The organism is Stenotrophomonas sp. BIO128-Bstrain (genome assembly GCF_030128875.1).
Classification (GTDB): Bacteria; Pseudomonadota; Gammaproteobacteria; order Xanthomonadales; family Xanthomonadaceae; genus Stenotrophomonas; species Stenotrophomonas bentonitica_A.
In genome coordinates this window covers 2,647,363-2,665,477 of sequence record NZ_CP124620.1, presented here as the reverse complement: position 1 = coordinate 2,665,477, position 18,115 = coordinate 2,647,363, and the positions used below count along the sequence as shown (strand labels likewise).

The window sequence follows — 18,115 nt, the reverse complement described above, 5'->3', positions numbered from 1 at the left end:
CTCCTGTATCCGTAACAACCCGGCTCACGCCGGCCGGAGTATCTGACCGATGGATGTGTTGCTCGCCAATCCGCGTGGTTTCTGTGCCGGTGTCGATCGTGCGATCGAGATCGTCAAGCGCGCGATCGAGACCCTGGGTGCGCCGATCTACGTGCGCCACGAGGTCGTGCACAACCGGTTCGTGGTTGATGACCTCAAGGCCCGCGGCGCGATCTTCGTCGAGGAGCTCGACGAAGTGCCCGACGACAACACGGTGATCTTCAGTGCCCACGGCGTTTCCCAGGCCGTGCGCCAGGAAGCCGACCGACGTGGCCTGAAGGTGTTCGACGCGACCTGCCCGCTGGTCACCAAGGTGCACCTGGAAGTGGCCCGCCACTGCCGCGCCGGCCGCGACGTCGTGCTGATCGGCCACGCCGGGCACCCGGAGGTGGAAGGCACGATGGGGCAGTGGAGCCGCGAGCGCGGCACCGGCCAGATCTACCTGGTGGAAGACGTGGAGGACGTCGCCACGCTGGTCATCGACCAGCCGGAGAACTTCGCCTACACCACCCAGACTACGCTGTCGGTAGATGACACCCGCGGCATCATCGACGCCCTGCGCACCCGCTTCCCGGCGATGCAGGGCCCGAAGAACGACGACATCTGCTACGCCACGCAGAACCGCCAGGACGCCGTGCGCGACCTGGCCAAGCGGTGCGACCTGGTGCTGGTGGTCGGCTCGCCGAACAGCTCCAACTCCAACCGCCTGAGTGAACTGGCGCGCCGTGATGGCGTGGAGTCCTATCTGATCGACGGTGCCGACGAGATCGATCCGGCGTGGGTCGCCGGCAAGAAGCACATCGGCCTGACCGCCGGTGCCTCGGCCCCGCAGGTGCTGGTGGATGGCGTGATCGCGCGGCTGAAGGAACTCGGTGCCACCGGCGTCGGCGAACTGGACGGTGAGCCGGAATCGATGGTGTTCGCGCTGCCGAAGGAACTGCGCCTGCGACTGGTCGACTGACCAGGCATCGCGACGCCACGCATGCCGTGGCGCTGCCCCGGTAGTGCCGGCCGCTGGCCGGCAGCACACCCCGGTTGGCCCTGATCCCATCCGGCAGACAGAACGTCACCGCACTCGGCTGTGCCAATCATGGCCGCAACGCGACGCATGACCTTTGGCCATGGGGCAGGGCGGTAACGCAGGGCTAGGATCGAGGCTTCCCCCGCTGGAGCCTGCCTGATGAAGATGCGTGCCATTGCCCTGTCCGTGTTGCTGGCCGTGTCCGCCACCGGCGTACAGGCGCAGACACCGCCGCCGCAGGATGTGGCCTTCCCCGGCCTGCTGCGCATCGACGTGGACGCACGTGACATCGGCCGACGGATCTTCAAGGTCAAGGCCACGGTGCCGGCCAGACCCGGCCCACTGACCCTGCTGTACCCGCAGTGGTTGCCCGGGGCACATTCACCGAGTGGCCCGATCGACAAGCTCGCCGGCCTGGTCGTCACCGCCAACGGCAAGCCACTGCAGTGGACGCGTGATCAGTACGACGTCTATGCCTTCACCGTGGAGGTGCCGCAGGGCGCCAGCGAAGTGGTGGCCGAGTTCAAGTTCCTCTCTTCGCAGGGCAACCAGGGCCGCGTGGTGATGACCCCGGACATGCTCAATCTGCAGTGGAATGCCAATTCGCTGTATCCGGCCGGGGTGATCACCCGCAACATCCAGGCGCAGGCCACCGTCACGCTGCCGCCGGGCTGGTCATATGCCACCGCGCTGGATACCGAGCGCCGCGAGGGTGACACGGTGGTGTTCAAGCCGATCAGCTACGACCACCTGGTCGACTCGCCGCTGTTCGCCGGGCGCCACTTCCAGCGCTTCGACCTGGACCCCGGCGCGAAGGTGCCGGTGCACCTGAACGTCTTCGCCGATGAGGCCAGATCGCTGGCCGCCAAGCCCGAGCAGATCCAGGCGCACCGCGCGCTGGTGCAGCAGATGTACAAGCTCTACGGCGCACGCCACTTCGACCGCTACGAGTTCCTGCTTGCGCTGACCGACAAGCTCGGTGGCATCGGCCTGGAGCACCAGCGCTCCAGCGAGAACAGCGGTGACACGGGTTACTTCACCGAGTGGGACAAGACCTGGCTGGGCCGTGATCTGCTGCCGCACGAGTTCAACCACTCCTGGAACGGCAAGTACCGTCGTGGCGCCGATCTGACCACCGCCAACTTCAACGTGCCCATGGGCGACAGCCTGCTGTGGTTGTATGAAGGCCAGACCCAGTTCTGGGGCCAGGTGCTGGCCGCGCGTTCCGGGCTGTGGAGCCAGCAGCAGACCCGTGACGTGCTGGCCAATGTGGCGGGCACCTACGATCGTGGTCGCCCGGGCCTGGCCTGGCGCAACCTGCAGGACACCACCAACGACCCGACCATCGCCCAGCGCCGCGCATTGGCCTTCCGCAACTACCAGATGAGCGAGGACTACTACTCCGGCGGCCAGATGGTCTGGCTGGAGGTGGAGGGCAAGCTGCGCGCGCTGACGGGTAACAAGCGCGGCCTGGACGACTTTGCCAAGGCGTTCTTCGGCATGAATGACGGCGACTGGAATGTAAATCCCTACACCTTCGACGAGGTGGTGAGCACGCTCAACGGCGTGGCGCCGTTCGACTGGGCCAGCTTCCTGCGCGAGCGCCTGGACGGGCATGGTCCGCTCACCGGGGGCCTGGAAGCGGCTGGCTGGAAACTGGTGTACACCGATACACCGAACGAGGCGTTCAAGGCACAGGAAACCCGCGGCAAGAACAGCAACCTGCTCTACTCCATCGGAATGTCGGTCAGCGAATCCGGCTACATCGGCGATGTGCTGTGGGACAGCCCGGCCTTCAATGCCGGCCTGACCCCCGGCATGAGCGTGGTCGCGCTCAATGGCCGGGTGTTCAAGGCCGAGCAGTTGAAGGAGGCGATCACCGCAGCCAAGACCGACAAGGCGCCGCTGACGCTGCTGGTGAAGAGCTTCGACCGCATCGATACGGTCACGCTGGATTACCACGATGGGCTGAAGTACCCGTCGCTGGAGCGCATCGCAGGCAAGCCGGATCGACTGGCGGAGTTGTGGAAGGCGCGGTGAGTGCGCTGCGTGGAGGCCGCCGGATCAGTCTGCGGTCTCCACCTCCTCTGCACTGTTGCATACCCGCTTCGGCGCGCACAGCCGATCCAGCAGGGCCAGCGTGACGCCATTGCTCCAGCCGAAACCGTCCTGCAGCGGGTACTCGCCGCCACCGCCGCCGGCGGCCGAACCGTCCACCACATATTTCTCCACCAGCTTGCCCTCGCGGTCATACACCGTCTGCACCGTGCGCAGGAAGCGCGTGCCGATCCGGCGGGCGAGGGCGTCCTGCCCATAGCGCTGCAACCCGTCCACCGCGACCCACTGCAACGGCGCCCAGCCATTCGGGGCATCCCATTGCTGACCGGTCACCAAGGTGGTGCTCAGCAGCCCGCCATCGCGCAGCAACTGAGCCTGGACGGCCTCCGCAGTACGGCGTGCCTGCGTGCGCCCGGCGACGTCCAGCCACAAGGGAAACAACGCCGCCGCGGTCAGGGCAGGGCGGGTCTGGCCACGCTCCAGATCGCGATCCACGTACCAGCCTTGCTGGTCATCCCAGAGCAGCTGGTTGATGGCGTGCTGACGTGCCTTCGCCAGCTGGGTGAAGGTGCGCGCAGCGGCGCGATCACCGGCCGCCTTGCTGGCGCGGGCCACGGTCATCTCGAGATGGAACAGCAGGCTGTTCAGATCCACCGGCACGATCGCGGTGGTGTGGATGCTCGCCAATGCAGACGGCTCGGCGAGCCAGCGCGAGCTGAAATCCCAGCCGGACTCCGCGCCGGCGCGCAGATCGCGATAGATCTGTGAGGGCGTGCGCTGCGGTGCCTGCGCAGCCGTGGCGAGGTCGTCCATCCAGGATTCGGTGCGCGGCACCGCGCGGTCGTCCCAATAGCGGTTGAGCAGCTGGCCATCGGCCAGCCTGACCACCCGCTCGCGTGCCTCGCCAGGTGCCAGGCTTTCCGCGCCGCGCATCCAGAATGCATGCTCGATGCGCAACTGCGGCAGATAGCGGCGGTAGGCCTCAACGCCTTCATGCGTGGCGAGCAGATCCACCATCAGGCTGAAGAAGGGGGGTTGCGAGCGGCTCAGGTAGTAGCTGCGGTTGCCGTTGGGGATATGGCCGTAGCTGTCGAGCTGGAACGCGAAGTTGTCCACCATGTCGCGCACCTGCTGCCAGCGACCACTGGAGGCCAGCCCGAGCAGGGTGAAGTAGCTGTCCCAGTAGTACACCTCGCGGAAGCGCCCGCCGGGCACGACGTAGGGCTTGGGCAGCGGCAGCAGCGAGCCGTTCGGATCCACCGTGTCGGTGGTTCGGGTCAGCACGGGCCACAGCCCCTCGATGTGCGCGCGCAGCGTCTCGCCCGCTGGCGGCACGTAGGGCTGGGTGTCACCAGGCACTGCGAAGTGCTCGGCTACGAAGGCTGCCAGGTCGAACCCGGGCTGCGTCCTGGCGCGCTGCCACTCGGTCAGTACGGTCGCCGCCGGCTGGCGGGGGACCGCATCGGCGAAGGTCTTCTGATCCTTGAACAGGTGCGCGCCCTGGACCTGCTGGAACAGGGGCTGCCACTGCTGGTCCGGTGTCTGCGGCGTCGGCACCGTGCCTTGTGCCTGCGCGGCGGCGCTCAAGAACAGGGATGACAGCAGCAGGCCGGCCAGGCGGGAACAGGGGCGCATGGGATACCTCCGGAAGTGGGGAGCCCACTGTAGGGGCCGGCGCGTCAAGGGCTGGTGCGGCGGCAGCGGGTCGTGCCGGGGCATTGGGGCATGGGCGCTTCCATGGTGGGGCGCTTCCCTGATTGACCAAAGTGGTCGACACCCCCTAGAATTCACGACCTCGCCGGAATAGCTCAGTTGGTAGAGCGGCGCATTCGTAATGCGTAGGTCGTAGGTTCGATTCCTATTTCCGGCACCAGATACAGCAAAAAGCCCCGGCCTTGGTCGGGGCTTTTTGTTTGGGGCGGCGTGGCGGGTCAGCTCACTCCGCACCGCCGACGGCCGGATGCGACGACCGCCGCCGGAACTTCCGCGACAACCAATCCCCCGCATCATCCACCACGGTGAAGGCCGCCGGAATCACGATCAGGCTCAACAGCGTGGAGGTGATCAGACCACCGATCACGGCGATCGCCATCGGTGCACGGAAGCTGGAATCGCCGGCAAAGCCCAGCGCGATCGGCATCATGCCTGCGCCCATCGCCAGCGTGGTCATGATGATCGGCTGTGCACGCTTGCGGCAGGCATCGATCAACGCGTCGTGCTGGCTCATGCCGTGTTCGTCTTCGGCCATCACCGCGTAATCCACCAGCAGGATGGAGTTCTTGGTGGCGATGCCGATCAGCATCAGCAGCCCGATCAGCGCCGGCAGCGAGAGCATGTTCTGGGTGATCAGCAGCGCGCCGAACGCGCCACCGGCACAGAGCGGCACCGCGGCGAGGATGGTGATCGGCATCAGCGCATGGTTGAACAGCAGCAACAGCACCATGTAGATGCAGATCAACCCGGCCGCCATGGCCAGCATGAAACCGATGAACAGCTCGACGAACACTTCCGCATCGCCGGTGTTGAGGAAGGTGACGCCCGGCGGCAACTGCTTGACGCCCGGCAGGGCCTGCACTTCGGTCATCACATCGCCCAGTGGGCGGCCGTTGAGTTCGGCGGTGAGGGTCACGTTGCGCTGGCGCTGGTAGCGTGAGATCTGCGAAGGGCCACTGCCTTGCTGGATGTCAGCCACGGCCGCCAGCGGGACCGGGCCATTGCGGCCGGGCACGCGCAGCTGGCTGATCAGGCCCGGGTTGGCGAGCGTGGCTTCGGCGAAGCCGACCCGGATCGGCACCTGCCGGTCGGGCAGGTTGAGCTTGGCCAGGCGCTGTTCGTAATCGCCAGCCGTGGCGATGCGGGCGGCCTCGGCGATATCGGCCGTCGCCACGCCCAGGTCGGCGGCGCGGGCGGGGTTCGGCACGATCTGGAGTTCCGGGCGCAGCAGCGAGGCCGTGGAGGTGACGCTGCCCAGGCCCTGGATGCCGCGCAGGTCGCGCTCCAGCGCAGTGGCGGCATCCTGCAGGCGCTGCGGGTCGTCACCGGAGAGCACCAGCTGCAGCAGGTTGCCGGGCTCGGAGCTGACATAGCTGACCCGCACGCCGGGGAGGTCGGCCAGGCGCTCGCGGGCCTCACGCTCCAGCACGCGCTGGTCGCGGTCCCGTCCGTCGGCGCTGCCCCAGTCCAGCACCAGGGTGGCCTTGCGCGGTTCGCCGATGCCGGTCGCACCGGGGTCGCCCAGGTCCAGCACGCTGCCGACGGCGCTGTAGACCTGCTTGAGTTCGGGCATGTCCTTGAGCAGGCCGCGCGCATGCTCGGCGACGGCCACGGTCTCCTGCAGGCGGGTACCCGGCGGCAGTTCGAGGTTGAGGTTGCTGCGGCCCAGATCGGACTGTGGAATGAAGGTAGCCGGGATAAACGGCACCAGCGCCAGCGAGGCCACGAACAGGCCGGTGGCGATCCACAGCGTGCGTCCGCGATGGCGCAGTGCGGCGTCCACCCAGCCCAGGTACCACGTCATCAGCTTGGATTCTGGCTTCTCCTCGCCATGTGGCTTGAGCAGGTAGGCGGCCATCATCGGGGTGAGCAGGCGCGCCACCAGCAGCGAGAACAGCACGGCAGTGGCGGCGGTCCAGCCGAATTCGCGGAAGAACTTGCCGGCGATGCCCGGCATGAAGGCGACCGGCACGAACACGGCAGCCAGGGTCAGCGACGTGGCGATCACCGCGTTGCCGATCTCGCCGGCGGCCTCGCGCGCGGCTTCCAGCGGCGGCTTGCCCATGCGCAGGTGGCGCACGATGTTCTCGATCTCCACGATCGCATCGTCCACCAGGATGCCGACCACGACGGAGAGCGCGAGCAGCGTGATGATGTTGAGGGTGAACCCGAAGAAGTACATCACCGCGAACGTCGGGATGATCGACAGCGGCAGCGCCAGCGCCGACACCCACGTCGCGCGCCAGTCGCGCAGGAACAGCCACACCACCAGCAGCGCCAACAGCGCGCCTTCCCAGAGCATGGTCATCGAGGAATCGTAGGAGCGGTGGGTCTCATCGATCGCCGTGGTGACCAGGCGGAAGTCGATGCCCGGATGCTCGGCCTTGATCTTGTCCAGCGCGTCATGCACGCCGGCTTCCACCTTGACCTCGCTGGAGCCGCGCGTACGCGACATCGAGAAGGCCACCACGCCCTTGCCATCCAGCAGGGCGGCCTCGGTGGGGTCAGCGGCGCCGTCGGTCACGGTGGCCAGCGTGGAGAGCCGCACCGCGCGCCCGTCCGGCAGCGCAATGGAGTAGTCACGCAACGCCTGCGCGTCACCGACAGTACCCAGCGTGCGGATGGTCTGCTGCGCGCCTTCAACCTCGGTCTTGCCGCCGGCACGCTCCACCTGGATGCGGGCCAGTTGCTGCGAAACATCGCCGGCGGTGATGCCCATCGCGATCAGCGCATTGGGATCCAGATCCACCCGGACCTGGCGCTGCACGCCGCCCACGCGGGTAACGCGTGCGACACCGGGTACGCCGTACATCGCACGCGAGATATCACGGTCGACGAACCAGCTGGCCTCATCGGTGGTCATGTGCGGGGCGACCAGCGCATAGGTCATCAGCGAACCGCCGATATCGACCTTGGAGATCACCGGCTCCTGGATGTCCTGCGGCAGATCGGTGCGGATGCGGGTGACCGCGTCGCGGGTGTCGTCCAGCGCGGTGGCCAGATCGGCTTCCAGCTGGAACTCGATGGTGGTGGTGCTGACGCCTTCGCTGACCGAAGACATCACGCGCTTGACGTTGTTGACCGTCGCCACCGAGTCCTCGACCTTGCGGGTCACCTCGGCCTCCAGCTGGCTGGGCGAGGCGCCGGGCTGGGTGACGGTGACGGTGGTCATCGGGAAGGCGATGTCCGGGAAGCGCGCCACCGGCAACTGATGGAAACCCCACAGGCCGGCCACGCACAGCACGAAGAAGATCAGCAGCGCAGGCAACGGGCGTTTGATCGCCCAGGCGGAGATGTTCATCGTGCGGCGGCCTTGGTCGCAGCGACCACACGCACGCGGTCGCCCTCACCGAGGAAGCCGGCGCCATCCACCACGACCTGGTCACCGGCCTTCAGGCCTTCAAGGATCGCAGTGCGGCCCTGCACGGCCTGGCCGGTGCTGACGCGGTGGCGGGTGGCCTGCTGCTTGTCGTTCACGGTGAACACATAGTTGTGGCCGTCGCGCTGCACGATCGCCGCGGTCGGGATGGTCAGCACCGGGCCGTCGCCGGTGACGATGCGGCCATCCACGTAGATGCCCTGCTTGAGTGGGCCGGGGGCTGGCAGGTCGGCATAGATCGTGCCGGTGCGGGTCTGTCCATCGACACCCGGGGTGACCGCGCGGATGCGGCCACTGACCACCTGGCCCGCATACGGCAGCTCAACCGTGTTGCCGACGGCGACATCGGCCAGCTGGTTTTCCGGCAGCTCCGCACGCCACTCCAGGCGGCCATCGCGGATCAGGCGCAGCAGCTCGGTACCGGCGGAGACCACCTGGCCCGGCTGCACCAGGCGCTTGGAAATCAGGCCGTCGGCGGGTGCGCGCAGGTCGGCGAAATCGCGGCGCAGCTTGGCCGCGTCGCGCGCGGCACGTGCGGTGGAGGTCTGCGCTTCGGCATTGATGCGTGAGGCGCGCAGCTCATCCAGGCTGCTTTCGCTGATCAGCTGCTGGGCGGCCAGCTTGGCGCTGCGCTCGTAGTTCATGCGGGCCAGTTCCTGCGAGGCCTGCGCCTGTCGCAACGAGGCGTCGGCCTGCGCCAGCTCGCTGTCCAGGGTGCGGTGGTCCACCTGCAGCAGCACCTGGCCCCGCTTGACCCATTGCCCCACGTCCACCAGCAACGCGGTCACGCGCTGGCCACTGATCTCCACGCCCAACTGCATTTCTTCATAGGCGGTCACCGGCCCGGAGACCAGCACCGTGCGGGCCATGGTCTGCTGCTGCGCGGGCGCCAGCGAGACCGGCAGCGCGGAGCTGGCGGCCGTGGCGTCGGCCGCGGCCTTGTCGTCCTTGCCGCCGCAGGCGGACAGCAGCGCGACAGCCAGGATCAGGGAAAAACTGCGGAGGTAGGGTGCACGCATCGAGAGGCTTTCCGGGTCGGAACAGCGGGAAAAGAAAGGCATCGGGAAATCAGGATTCGCGCGACAGGCGTCGTTCGATGCCATCGAGCATCAGGCCCAGCCCCTGCTCGAAGCGGGCGTCGAAATCGACCTCGCTCCATGCATCACGGGCCTGCCAGCAATGGGGGAAGCGCGCCTCGGCCAGCGCCATGAAGGCCTCACCCAGCGCTTCCATGCTGCCGTCGCCGGGCCAGGACTGCTCCTCGATCACGAAGCCCATCGTGTAGTACACCAGGTCCATCGCCGCGGTCGCGGCAAAGCGTGCCGGCGCGCCGGCGCCCATCAGCGCGGCGATGCTGGCCTCACCTACCCGCAGCACGTTCTCGGTGGCCAGGAAGGTGCCCGCATACACCCGCGCACCATCGCGGCGCGCTTTAAACGCCAGGCGGAACTCACGCCCGATCTGCAGCAGCGTCTGCCGCCATGGCTGTCCGTCGGGAATCACGCGAGCCACGTCGCAGATCATGGCGTCGGCCATGGCGTCGATCAGCGCCTGTTTGCTCTTGAAGTGCCAGTACAACGACGGCGCCCGGATGCCCAGCGAGCAGGCCACTTTGCGCAGGGTAATGCCCTCCAGGCCGGCCTCGTCGAGGATCCGGAAGGCCGCCTTGACGATGTCTTCCCGCGCGATGGGTTGGCGCACTGTGTTCTGGCCTAACGTTGTTAGGGGGCGAATCTAACAGTGTTAGGTTCGCGCCGACAAGTGCCCGTGCACAGATCTCCAATGGGCCCGCGGGACGTGGCTGATGGGTTCAGGCGCGCCCAGGGAGGGGGCCGGGGCCCCAAGCGCCCGGTTGGCTCAGGGGTCGATCAGGTCAGGCTCCAGGACCGCCATCCGGACCCGGTTGCGCCCGCTGGTCTTGGCGTCATACAGCGCCTCATCCGCCCGGGCGATCAGCGCCTCCAGCAGCCGCTGGTCGCGACCTGGCAACGCCTCGCCGATCGCGCCCCCGACGCTGACGGAGACGGCAACGCGCTCGCTGCCCACGAGGATCGGCTCAGCGGCCACCGCACTGCGCAGTCGCTCGGCGGCGGCGGGAATCTCATCGACGGGCGACGCCGCCAGCAGGGCGATGAACTCTTCGCCGCCGAAGCGGGCGAACAGATCGCGCTCCCGCAGGGCGTCGCGGCAGCGCTTGGCGACTACTTTGAGGACTTCATCGCCGACCGGATGGCCGTAGGTATCGTTGATCTTCTTGAAGTGGTCCACGTCCACCATCAGCACCGCCACCGCACGGCCGTTGGCTTCGCGGGCGGCGATGATCTGGGCCGAGCATTCTTCGAAATGACGGCGGTTGGGGACGCCGGTCAACGGGTCCGAGGACGCCAGGCGGCGCAGCTCGGCGGCCATCAGCAGGTCCGCGGTGACATCGGTGAACAGCCAGATGCGCCCGTGTGCGCCGTTGCCGCGTACCGGATGGGTGTCCACTTCGAAGGTGCGTTCGCCCAGGGTCCAGTTCTGCTTGGCGGCGAACTGATCGTTGTTCATCTGAGCGCTGTAGGCCAGTTCCAGCTCGGCGTGGTTGTCGCAGCGTTGGCGCAGGGCGCGCATCGGGCCGGCCAGATCCGCCGCCCGGTGATTGCCAGCCGTGCAGCCCAGCAGCTCCGCGGCGTGCTCGTTGACCGCCGCGCCGACGCCATCCCCGTCGATCAGCACGATGCCCGCCGGCACGCTTTCAAACAGGTCCAGGAACTGATTGCGGACGATCGTGCCGCGCGCGGCTTCGCGCCGTGCGGACAGCAGTCGGGCCACGCTCGTGGCCAGCAGTGGCACCTGTGCCGTCAAGGTTGCAGGGGCAGGGACGCTCCGCCAGAGCAGCAGCAGGCCACTCAGCGGCGCGCCGTGGGAGGGGGCCGGAACGTACAGCAGGCGGGCGGGACGGCCTTCCAGGGCATGGATGATCGCCGTCGGCAGCCGGAAGTCCGCTGCGTCCATGGCCTCGCCGCTCCAGCGCGCCTCGAGGATGCCGCTGCGCGCCAGGTTGAAGCTCGACGAGGGCAGTGCCGGGGCCGAGACAGCCCAGGTCGCCCTCCCGCCGGCGTCCACCTCCACTGCCATCACCAGGTCGGCGTGGGAGGCGAGACGGGCGAACTGGCACAGCGCGGCAAGCGCTTCACTGTCGGAGGTCGTCACCGCGTGGGGCCTGCCAAACGCTGTTCGAGAATGCGCATGACGTCATCGGGTGCCGTCATGTGCGGGATGTGACCGGAAGCATCGATCACATCCAGGGTGGCGCCATCGATCGCGTTGGCCAGCCACTGGCCGACGGCGACCGGTACCGCCACGTCGTGCGCGGTCTGGATCAGGTGGACCGGCGTGGAAACCCGCGCAGCCAGGCTGCGCAGATCTGAGGTGAAGATCGTGCGCGAGGTATTGAGCGCGATGTCCGGGCGCATCTGGAACAGGGTGTTGGAGAAATCGGCAACGACCGCGCTGTCTTCCACGCCGACGACCATCGGGGCGAAGCCGGCGATCCAGGCCTGGTAGTTGGCGCGCATGCTCTCGAACAGTTGCTCCAGGTCCTGCGGTTTGAAACCGCCGGTGTAGCCGTCATCGTCGAGATAACGCGGCGACGCACCGATGATGACCAGCCGCTCGAACAGCTCCGGCCGTGCCACCGCAGCGGCCGCGCCGATCATGCCGCTCATCGAATGGCCGACGTAGGTGCAGTTGTGCACGTCGAGCTCATCCAGGATGTCGAGCAGATCGTCGGCGTAGCCGAACAGCGAACCATGGCGTTCGAAATCGTAAGTCTGCGCACCTTGCGGGCCACAGCCGGCAAGATCGAAGGAGATCACGTCATAGCGCGCTTCAAACCACGGGCGCAATGCATTCCATGCGGTCTGATCGGTACCAAAGCCGTGTGACAGGATCGCGACCGCCTTGCCCTCACCACTACGGCGCCCGTTGAACCGCTCGAAACTTTCCACGCACATCCACCCATGGCGTCTTGCAAGGGCCGAATACTAGGTCACGGGCGCGCGTGGGTCCAACGCGTGGCCATGGCGAATACCAGTTGCCGCAGATAGCCGCCGATGAAACTGGCGATGGCACCGGCGAGGGTACCCAGCAGCAAACGCAGGGTGATGCGCGCGATACGACGGGCATGCAGCCGCACCCATGGCAGCAGTGCCATCGCCTGCGCACCCATGAGCAGGACCAGTACATCCAGACCCAGCGCATCCACCACGGGCAGCAAGGGCGCCAGCAATGGATTGCAGGCCATCACGATCACGGCCGCGCACGTGAGCACGAACAGGCCGCGCCGGGCCATCGGCGTGGCGGTCCAGCGGAGAAGGCGGGCAGTCAGGGACACGGCAGGCTCCAGGCAGTTGGCCGGAGTGTACTGCGGTATCGTGATGCTCGAACTCCCGGGGATCGCCTCATGAAGATCGCAGTATTCAGCGCCCGCCCGTACGACCAGCAGTTTCTCGATGAGGCCAAGCAACGCCGCGGGGCAGGGACGTCCTTCGAGTTCCTGTATTTCGATGCCGCGCTGGAGGTACATACCGCGGCACTGGCGCAGGACTGCGAGGCGGTCTGTGTGTTCGTGAACGACCGGTTGGACGCCCCGGTACTGCAGGCGCTGCATGCACAGGGGGTGCGCGCGATCCTGCTGCGCTGTGCGGGCTTCAACAATGTCGACCTGGCCGCGGCGGAGCAGTTGGGCCTGTTCGTGGCACGCGTGCCGGCTTACTCCCCCGAAGCCGTGGCAGAGCATGCCCTGGCCATGGTGATGACGCTCAACCGGCAGACCCACCGCGCCTACAACCGGGTGCGCGAGGGCAACTTCATGCTCGATGGGTTGCTCGGCCGCACCCTGCACGGCAAGACCGTGGGCATCGTCGGCACCGGTCAGATCGGCCTGGCCACCGCCCGCATCTTCAAGGGCATGGGCTGTACCGTGCTGGGCCACGATCCGTATCCATCGCCCGGATTCACCGCCGTTGGCGCATCGGTCGCGCTGGAGGACCTGCTGGCCCGATCAGACATCGTCTCGCTGCACTGCCCGCTGACGCCGGACACCCATCACCTGATCGACGACGCCTCACTGGCCGCAATGAAGCCCGGGGCGATGCTGGTCAATACCTCGCGCGGCGGGCTGGTGGATACCCATGCGGTGATCCGCGCGCTGAAATCGCGCCGCCTCGGCCACCTGGCCATCGATGTCTACGAGCAGGAGAGTGGGCTGTTCTTCCAGGACCGGTCCGGCGAGATCATCGACGATGACGCGTTCCAGCGCCTGATGACCTTCCCCAACGTGCTCGTGACGGGGCACCAGGGCTTCTTCACGGTCGAGGCGCTGCAGGAGATTTCCGACATCACGCTGCGCAACCTGGCGGACTTCGCCAGTGGGGCGGCGTGCGCGAATCGGGTGCGGGCGGTCTGAGCGGCGCCGCGGGTGACGTGGGGCGTCGGTACGTGTACCGTGGCCGCCCGCCGGCCGTTGCGCAGCACGCGCCGGGACACTGCAACCGGGTCCGCGCTGGCCAGCCCCGGAACTGACCCGTTCATGTCTATACAAGGGCCGGAATGTTGCCGAATCGGGTCATTGCCCGGCACTGCGACAACGTGTCGCAGCCCAAAACAGGCCTTTCCTGCGCTGGATCATTGTCAATGCCTTTCTTAAATGATGCGTGACGGCCTAAAATTGGAAGGCTGACATGATCGTCCTCCGTGCCTGTCCCCTTGGACCGGCACCACCGGCTTTGGCTGGGACGGAGGCGGGCTTGAACTGGCATTCCCTACGCAATTGGATCGACCGATGATTCCGTTGAAACCCCTTGGACGCTTCCTGCGTCCGGGCCTGCTGTTTGCGTTGTCCGTGTTCCTGACGGGCTGCAACTCGGCCATCCTCAACCCCAAGGGCCAGATCGGCCACGACGAGAAGACCCTGCTCATCACGGCGACCGTGCTGATGCTGCTGGTTGTCGTGCCGGTCATCATCATGACCCTCACCTTCGCGTGGAAGTACCGTGCGACCAATACCAAGGCCCGTTATGAGCCGAAGTGGTCGCACTCCACGGCCATCGAAGTGGTGGTCTGGTCGATCCCGTGCATGATCGTGCTGGTGCTGGCCGTGCTGACCTGGCGTTCCTCGCACGCGCTGGATCCGTACCGTCCGCTGGACTCGGACAAGAAGCCGGTGGTGATCGAAGCCATCTCGCTGGACTGGAAGTGGCTCTTCATCTATCCCGAAGAGAACATCGCCACCGTCAACGAGATCACCTTCCCGGTCGATACCCCGCTGAACTTCAAGATCACGTCCGATTCGGTGATGAATGCGTTCTTCATCCCGCACCTGGGCAGCATGATCTACTCGATGACGGCCATGGAGACCAAGCTCCACCTGATCGCAAACGAGACCGGTGAGTTCCCGGGCATGTCCTCGCACTACAGCGGCGCGGGCTTCAGCAAGATGCATTTCTCCGCGCACTCGGTGACCGAGGCGGAGTACCAGCAGTGGCTGACCAAGGTGCGTGCCCAAAGCGCGACCCTGGACAAGACCGCCTTCGCTGCGCTGGTTGCCGAGAAGAACCACGACTGGCACCCGGTGACCTATTACGGCACCACCGAGGCCGGCCTGTTCGACTGGGTCATCGCCAAGCACATGGGCGACAACCAGCACTACGGCATGAAGCACGACCACAAGGCCATGAAGCATGACGGCGCCGAAGGCGAAAGCCATGAAGGCCACGACATGCAGGCCATGAGCGGAGCCCACGACGAAGCGAAGCTGCCGGTCCATGCCGACCAGCCCGCTGCCGCGGACGCCGCACACACTGCAGACGAGCACGCCGCAGCCGGTCACGCCGGTCACGACGGCTCGGGAGAATGACCATGAATCTGTTGGGTAAACTGACCTTTGCCGACATCCCGCACGACCCGATCATCATCACCACGCTGATCGGCGCGGGGATCGGTGGCCTGCTCGTGCTGGCCCTGATCACCAAGTTCAAGCTGTGGGGCTATCTCTGGAAAGAGTGGTTCACCTCGGTAGACCACAAGAAGATCGGCGTGATGTACCTCATCGTCGCCTTCGTCATGCTGCTGCGCGGCTTCGCCGACGCGATCATGATGCGCGTCCAGCAGGCCATGGCCGCTGGCGGCAACGAGGGCGTCCTGCCTCCCCATCACTACGACCAGATCTTCACCGCCCACGGCGTGATCATGATCTTCTTCGTGGCGATGCCGCTGATCACCGGCCTGATGAACGTTGTCGTGCCGCTGCAGATCGGCGCACGCGACGTGGCCTTCCCGTTCGTCAACTCGCTCAGCTTCTGGCTGTTCGTGGCGGGCGCGGGCCTGGTGATGATCTCGCTGGGTGTCGGTGAGTTCGCGCAGACCGGCTGGCTGGCCTTCCCGCCGTTGTCAGGCAAGGAATACAGTCCAGGGGTAGGTGTCGATTACTACATCTGGGGCCTGCAGGTAGCAGGCCTGGGTACCACGCTGAGCGGCATCAACTTCTTCATTACCATCCTGAAGATGCGTACCCCCGGCATGAAGCTGATGCAGATGCCGGTGTTCACCTGGACCGCGCTGGTCACCAACGTGCTGATCATCGCCGCCTTCCCGGTGCTGACCATCACCCTGGTGCTGCTGACCCTGGACCGTTACCTGGGCACGCACTTCTTCACCAACGATGGTGGCGGCAACGCCATGCTGTACATCAACCTGATCTGGATCTGGGGTCACCCGGAAGTCTATATCCTGGTCCTGCCGGCCTTCGGCGTGTTCTCCGAGGTCATCGCCACGTTCTCGCGCAAGGCGCTGTTCGGCTACAAGGGCATGGTCTACGCCACCGCCTGCATCGGCGTGCTGTCGTTCATCGTGTGGCTGCACCACTTCTTCACCATGGGCTCGGGTGCCAACGTCAATGCCTTCTTCGGCATCACGACGATGATCATCTCGATCCCGACCGGCGTGAAGATCTTCAACTGGCTGTTCACCATGTTCCGCGGTCGCGTGCAGTTCACGACCCCGGTGCTGTGGACGATCGGCTTCATGGTCACCTTCACCATCGGCGGCATGACCGGCGTGATGCTGGCGATCCCGGCCATCGATTTCGTGCTGCACAACAGCCTGTTCCTGATCGCCCACTTCCACAACGTCATCATCGGCGGCGTGGTGTTCGGCATGTTCGCCGGCATCACCTACTGGTGGCCGAAGATGTTCGGCTTCCGCCTCAATGAAACCTGGGGCAAGCGCGCGTTCTGGTGCTGGTTCATCGGCTTCTATGTCGCGTTCATGCCGCTGTACATCCTGGGCTTCATGGGCATGACCCGCCGCATGCAGAGCTACCCGAACATGGAGTACCAGCCGCTGCTGATCATCGCCATGTGCGGTGCCTTCATCATCGGTGCCGGCATCCTGTGCCAGATCATCCAGATCGCCGTGTCGATCCGCGACCGCAAGAAGACCGCCGACCTGACCGGCGACCCGTGGGACGCGCGTACGCTGGAGTGGGAAACCTCTTCGCCGCCGTCGTTCTACAACTTCGGCTCGCTGCCGCGCGTCACCGAACTGGACGAGTTCTGGGAGCGCAAGCAGCGTGGTGAGGCGTGGGAACGCCCGGCCAAGTACACCGACATCCACATGCCGCGCAACACCGGCACCGGTGTGGTGATCGGCGCCTTCAGCCTGGTGTTCGGCTTTGCGATGATCTGGCACATCTGGTGGCTGGCCATCGTGGGTCTGGTCGGCATGATCGGCACCTTCATCTGGCGCACCTTCGACAAGGACGTGGATTACTACGTGCCGGCCGCGGAAGTGGAGCGGATCGAAAATGAGCACCGTCGCCACCTCGTGGCGCAGGGCCTGGTGAAATCGGAGCTGAAGGCATGAGCACCACTATCCCCAACACCATGAACCATGGGCACGCCGCGCACGCGGCGGCCCACGGCCTTGACGACCACGAGCACCACGACACCGGCGGCAATACCGTCTTCGGTTTCTGGGTGTACCTGATGAGCGATTGCCTCATCTTCGCCACCCTGTTTGCGACCTACATCGTGCTGTCCGGCGGCACCGACGGTGGCCCCGGCCCGAAGGACCTGTTCGAACTGTCCTTCGTCGCCTGGGAAACCACGCTGCTGCTGGTCTCCTCGCTGACCTTCGGCCTGGGCATGATCGCCATGCACAAGCAGAAGGTGGGCCAGATGTATGCATGGCTGGCCCTGACCTGGCTGCTGGGCTTTGGCTTCATGTGCATGGAAGTGTGGGAGTTCAACCACCTGATCCATCAGGGCTATGGTCCGGACCACAGTGCGTTCCTGTCGGCGTTCTTCGCGCTGGTCGGTACCCACGGTCTGCACGTGAGCGCGGGTCTGCTGTGGCTGCTGATCATGTTCATCCAGATCAAGCAGAACGGCCTGACCCAGACCAACAAGACCCGCATGGCGTGCCTGAGCCTGTTCTGGCACTTCCTGGATCTGATCTGGATCGGCGTGTTCTCCGTCGTCTATCTGAATGGAGCGCTGTAATGGCCGCACATGACAATCACGCACACGATCATGGCCACGGTGCCGCCGGCGAAAGCCACGGCAGCGTCAAGTCCTACCTGATCGGCTTCCTGCTGGCCGCGGTGCTGACCATCATCCCGTTCTGGGCGGTCATGCATGGCGACCTGCCGCGCTTCACCACCGGCGTCATCATCGTCGTTGCGGCGGTGCTGCAGATCCTGGTGCACCTGGTGTTCTTCCTGCACCTGGACCGCTCCTCGGAACAGCGCTGGAACGTCAGCGCGGCGGCCTTCACCGTCGTGGTGATCGGCATCATCGTCGCCGGTTCGCTGTGGGTCATGCACAACATGAACGTGCACATGATGCACTGACGTCTTCGCGACG

Annotated in this window: 14 protein-coding genes and 1 tRNA gene; 8 read left to right on the top strand and 7 right to left on the bottom strand. The window is 66.0% G+C overall.

Annotated features, from left to right (window positions below; translation table 11 throughout):
• Positions 1–49: 49 nt before the first annotated feature.
• A complete protein-coding gene (gene ispH / locus POS15_RS12030; protein WP_284128217.1) occupies positions 50–1,000 on the top strand; it encodes a 4-hydroxy-3-methylbut-2-enyl diphosphate reductase in 951 nt (316 codons plus the stop codon).
• Positions 1,001–1,219: 219 nt separating this feature from the next.
• Entirely contained in the window at positions 1,220–3,100 is a 1,881-nt protein-coding gene (locus POS15_RS12025; protein ID WP_284128216.1) for a peptidase M61, read from the top strand.
• 24 nt (positions 3,101–3,124) lie between these two features.
• Here the strand turns inward: POS15_RS12025 and treA are convergent, their stop codons facing one another.
• On the bottom strand, positions 3,125–4,753 hold the full coding sequence (treA, locus tag POS15_RS12020; RefSeq protein WP_019184508.1) for an alpha,alpha-trehalase TreA: 1,629 nt from the start codon (positions 4,751–4,753) through the stop codon (positions 3,125–3,127).
• A gap of 162 nt (positions 4,754–4,915) precedes the next feature.
• On the opposite strand from treA, the gene POS15_RS12015 reads away from it, so the two are divergent.
• Positions 4,916–4,991: transfer RNA gene (locus POS15_RS12015), tRNA-Thr, on the top strand.
• Between the two features lie 63 nt (positions 4,992–5,054).
• Here POS15_RS12015 and POS15_RS12010 read toward each other — a convergent pair.
• The 6 genes from POS15_RS12010 to POS15_RS11985 all read right to left on the bottom strand — a co-directional run bounded on the left by POS15_RS12010 (position 5,055) and on the right by POS15_RS11985 (position 12,585).
• The gene (locus POS15_RS12010) at positions 5,055–8,132 is read right to left on the bottom strand and encodes an efflux RND transporter permease subunit (RefSeq protein ID WP_284128215.1); all 3,078 of its coding nucleotides are present in this window, start codon (positions 8,130–8,132) and stop codon (positions 5,055–5,057) included.
• Entirely contained in the window at positions 8,129–9,229 is a 1,101-nt protein-coding gene (locus POS15_RS12005; RefSeq protein WP_284128214.1) for an efflux RND transporter periplasmic adaptor subunit, read from the bottom strand. Before POS15_RS12005 ends, POS15_RS12010 begins: the two co-directional genes overlap by 4 nt.
• A gap of 49 nt (positions 9,230–9,278) precedes the next feature.
• Complete coding sequence (locus POS15_RS12000; RefSeq protein ID WP_019184505.1) at positions 9,279–9,911, bottom strand: TetR/AcrR family transcriptional regulator C-terminal domain-containing protein; 633 nt, start codon at positions 9,909–9,911, stop codon at positions 9,279–9,281.
• Between the two features lie 156 nt (positions 9,912–10,067).
• Positions 10,068–11,402, bottom strand: coding sequence for a sensor domain-containing diguanylate cyclase (locus POS15_RS11995; RefSeq protein WP_019184504.1), 1,335 nt, complete (start codon positions 11,400–11,402; stop codon positions 10,068–10,070).
• A complete protein-coding gene (locus tag POS15_RS11990; RefSeq protein ID WP_284128213.1) occupies positions 11,399–12,205 on the bottom strand; it encodes an alpha/beta hydrolase in 807 nt (268 codons plus the stop codon). The genes POS15_RS11995 and POS15_RS11990 overlap by 4 nt, the downstream gene beginning before the upstream one ends.
• A gap of 35 nt (positions 12,206–12,240) precedes the next feature.
• Positions 12,241–12,585, bottom strand: a complete 345-nt coding sequence (locus tag POS15_RS11985; protein ID WP_046272185.1) for a hypothetical protein — start codon at positions 12,583–12,585, stop codon at positions 12,241–12,243.
• A 69-nt stretch (positions 12,586–12,654) separates the two neighbouring features.
• On the opposite strand from POS15_RS11985, the gene POS15_RS11980 reads away from it, so the two are divergent.
• The 5 genes from POS15_RS11980 to cyoD all read left to right on the top strand — a co-directional run bounded on the left by POS15_RS11980 (position 12,655) and on the right by cyoD (position 18,102).
• The gene (locus POS15_RS11980; RefSeq protein WP_284128212.1) at positions 12,655–13,659 is read left to right on the top strand and encodes a 2-hydroxyacid dehydrogenase; all 1,005 of its coding nucleotides are present in this window, start codon (positions 12,655–12,657) and stop codon (positions 13,657–13,659) included.
• A gap of 375 nt (positions 13,660–14,034) precedes the next feature.
• Positions 14,035–15,108: a ubiquinol oxidase subunit II gene (gene cyoA / locus POS15_RS11975; RefSeq protein ID WP_019184500.1), complete on the top strand. Its 1,074-nt coding sequence runs from the start codon at positions 14,035–14,037 to the stop codon at positions 15,106–15,108.
• Positions 15,109–15,116: 8 nt separating this feature from the next.
• Positions 15,117–17,114: a cytochrome o ubiquinol oxidase subunit I gene (cyoB, locus tag POS15_RS11970; protein WP_026069991.1), complete on the top strand. Its 1,998-nt coding sequence runs from the start codon at positions 15,117–15,119 to the stop codon at positions 17,112–17,114.
• A 20-nt stretch (positions 17,115–17,134) separates the two neighbouring features.
• Positions 17,135–17,752, top strand: a complete 618-nt coding sequence (cyoC, locus tag POS15_RS11965) for a cytochrome o ubiquinol oxidase subunit III (RefSeq protein WP_284129638.1) — start codon at positions 17,135–17,137, stop codon at positions 17,750–17,752.
• Positions 17,752–18,102 carry a cytochrome o ubiquinol oxidase subunit IV gene (gene cyoD, locus POS15_RS11960; protein ID WP_019184497.1) on the top strand — a complete coding sequence of 117 codons (351 nt, stop codon included), beginning with the start codon at positions 17,752–17,754 and terminating at the stop codon, positions 18,100–18,102. Before cyoC ends, cyoD begins: the two co-directional genes overlap by 1 nt.
• The last annotated feature ends 13 nt before the right edge of the window (positions 18,103–18,115 follow it).

Excerpts from the sequence above, each read along its gene's own strand:
- ispH (WP_284128217.1), top strand. The coding sequence starts at position 50 with ATGGATGTGTTGCTCGCCAATCCGCGTGGTTTCTGTGCCGGTGTCGAT.
- POS15_RS12025 (WP_284128216.1), top strand. The coding sequence starts at position 1,220 with ATGAAGATGCGTGCCATTGCCCTGTCCGTGTTGCTGGCCGTGTCCGCC.
- treA (WP_019184508.1), bottom strand. The coding sequence starts at position 4,753 with ATGCGCCCCTGTTCCCGCCTGGCCGGCCTGCTGCTGTCATCCCTGTTC.
- POS15_RS12010 (WP_284128215.1), bottom strand. The coding sequence starts at position 8,132 with ATGAACATCTCCGCCTGGGCGATCAAACGCCCGTTGCCTGCGCTGCTG.
- POS15_RS12005 (WP_284128214.1), bottom strand. The coding sequence starts at position 9,229 with ATGCGTGCACCCTACCTCCGCAGTTTTTCCCTGATCCTGGCTGTCGCG.
- POS15_RS11990 (WP_284128213.1), bottom strand. The coding sequence starts at position 12,205 with ATGTGCGTGGAAAGTTTCGAGCGGTTCAACGGGCGCCGTAGTGGTGAG.
- POS15_RS11980 (WP_284128212.1), top strand. The coding sequence starts at position 12,655 with ATGAAGATCGCAGTATTCAGCGCCCGCCCGTACGACCAGCAGTTTCTC.
- cyoA (WP_019184500.1), top strand. The coding sequence starts at position 14,035 with ATGATTCCGTTGAAACCCCTTGGACGCTTCCTGCGTCCGGGCCTGCTG.
- cyoC (WP_284129638.1), top strand. The coding sequence starts at position 17,135 with ATGAACCATGGGCACGCCGCGCACGCGGCGGCCCACGGCCTTGACGAC.
- cyoD (WP_019184497.1), top strand. The coding sequence starts at position 17,752 with ATGGCCGCACATGACAATCACGCACACGATCATGGCCACGGTGCCGCC.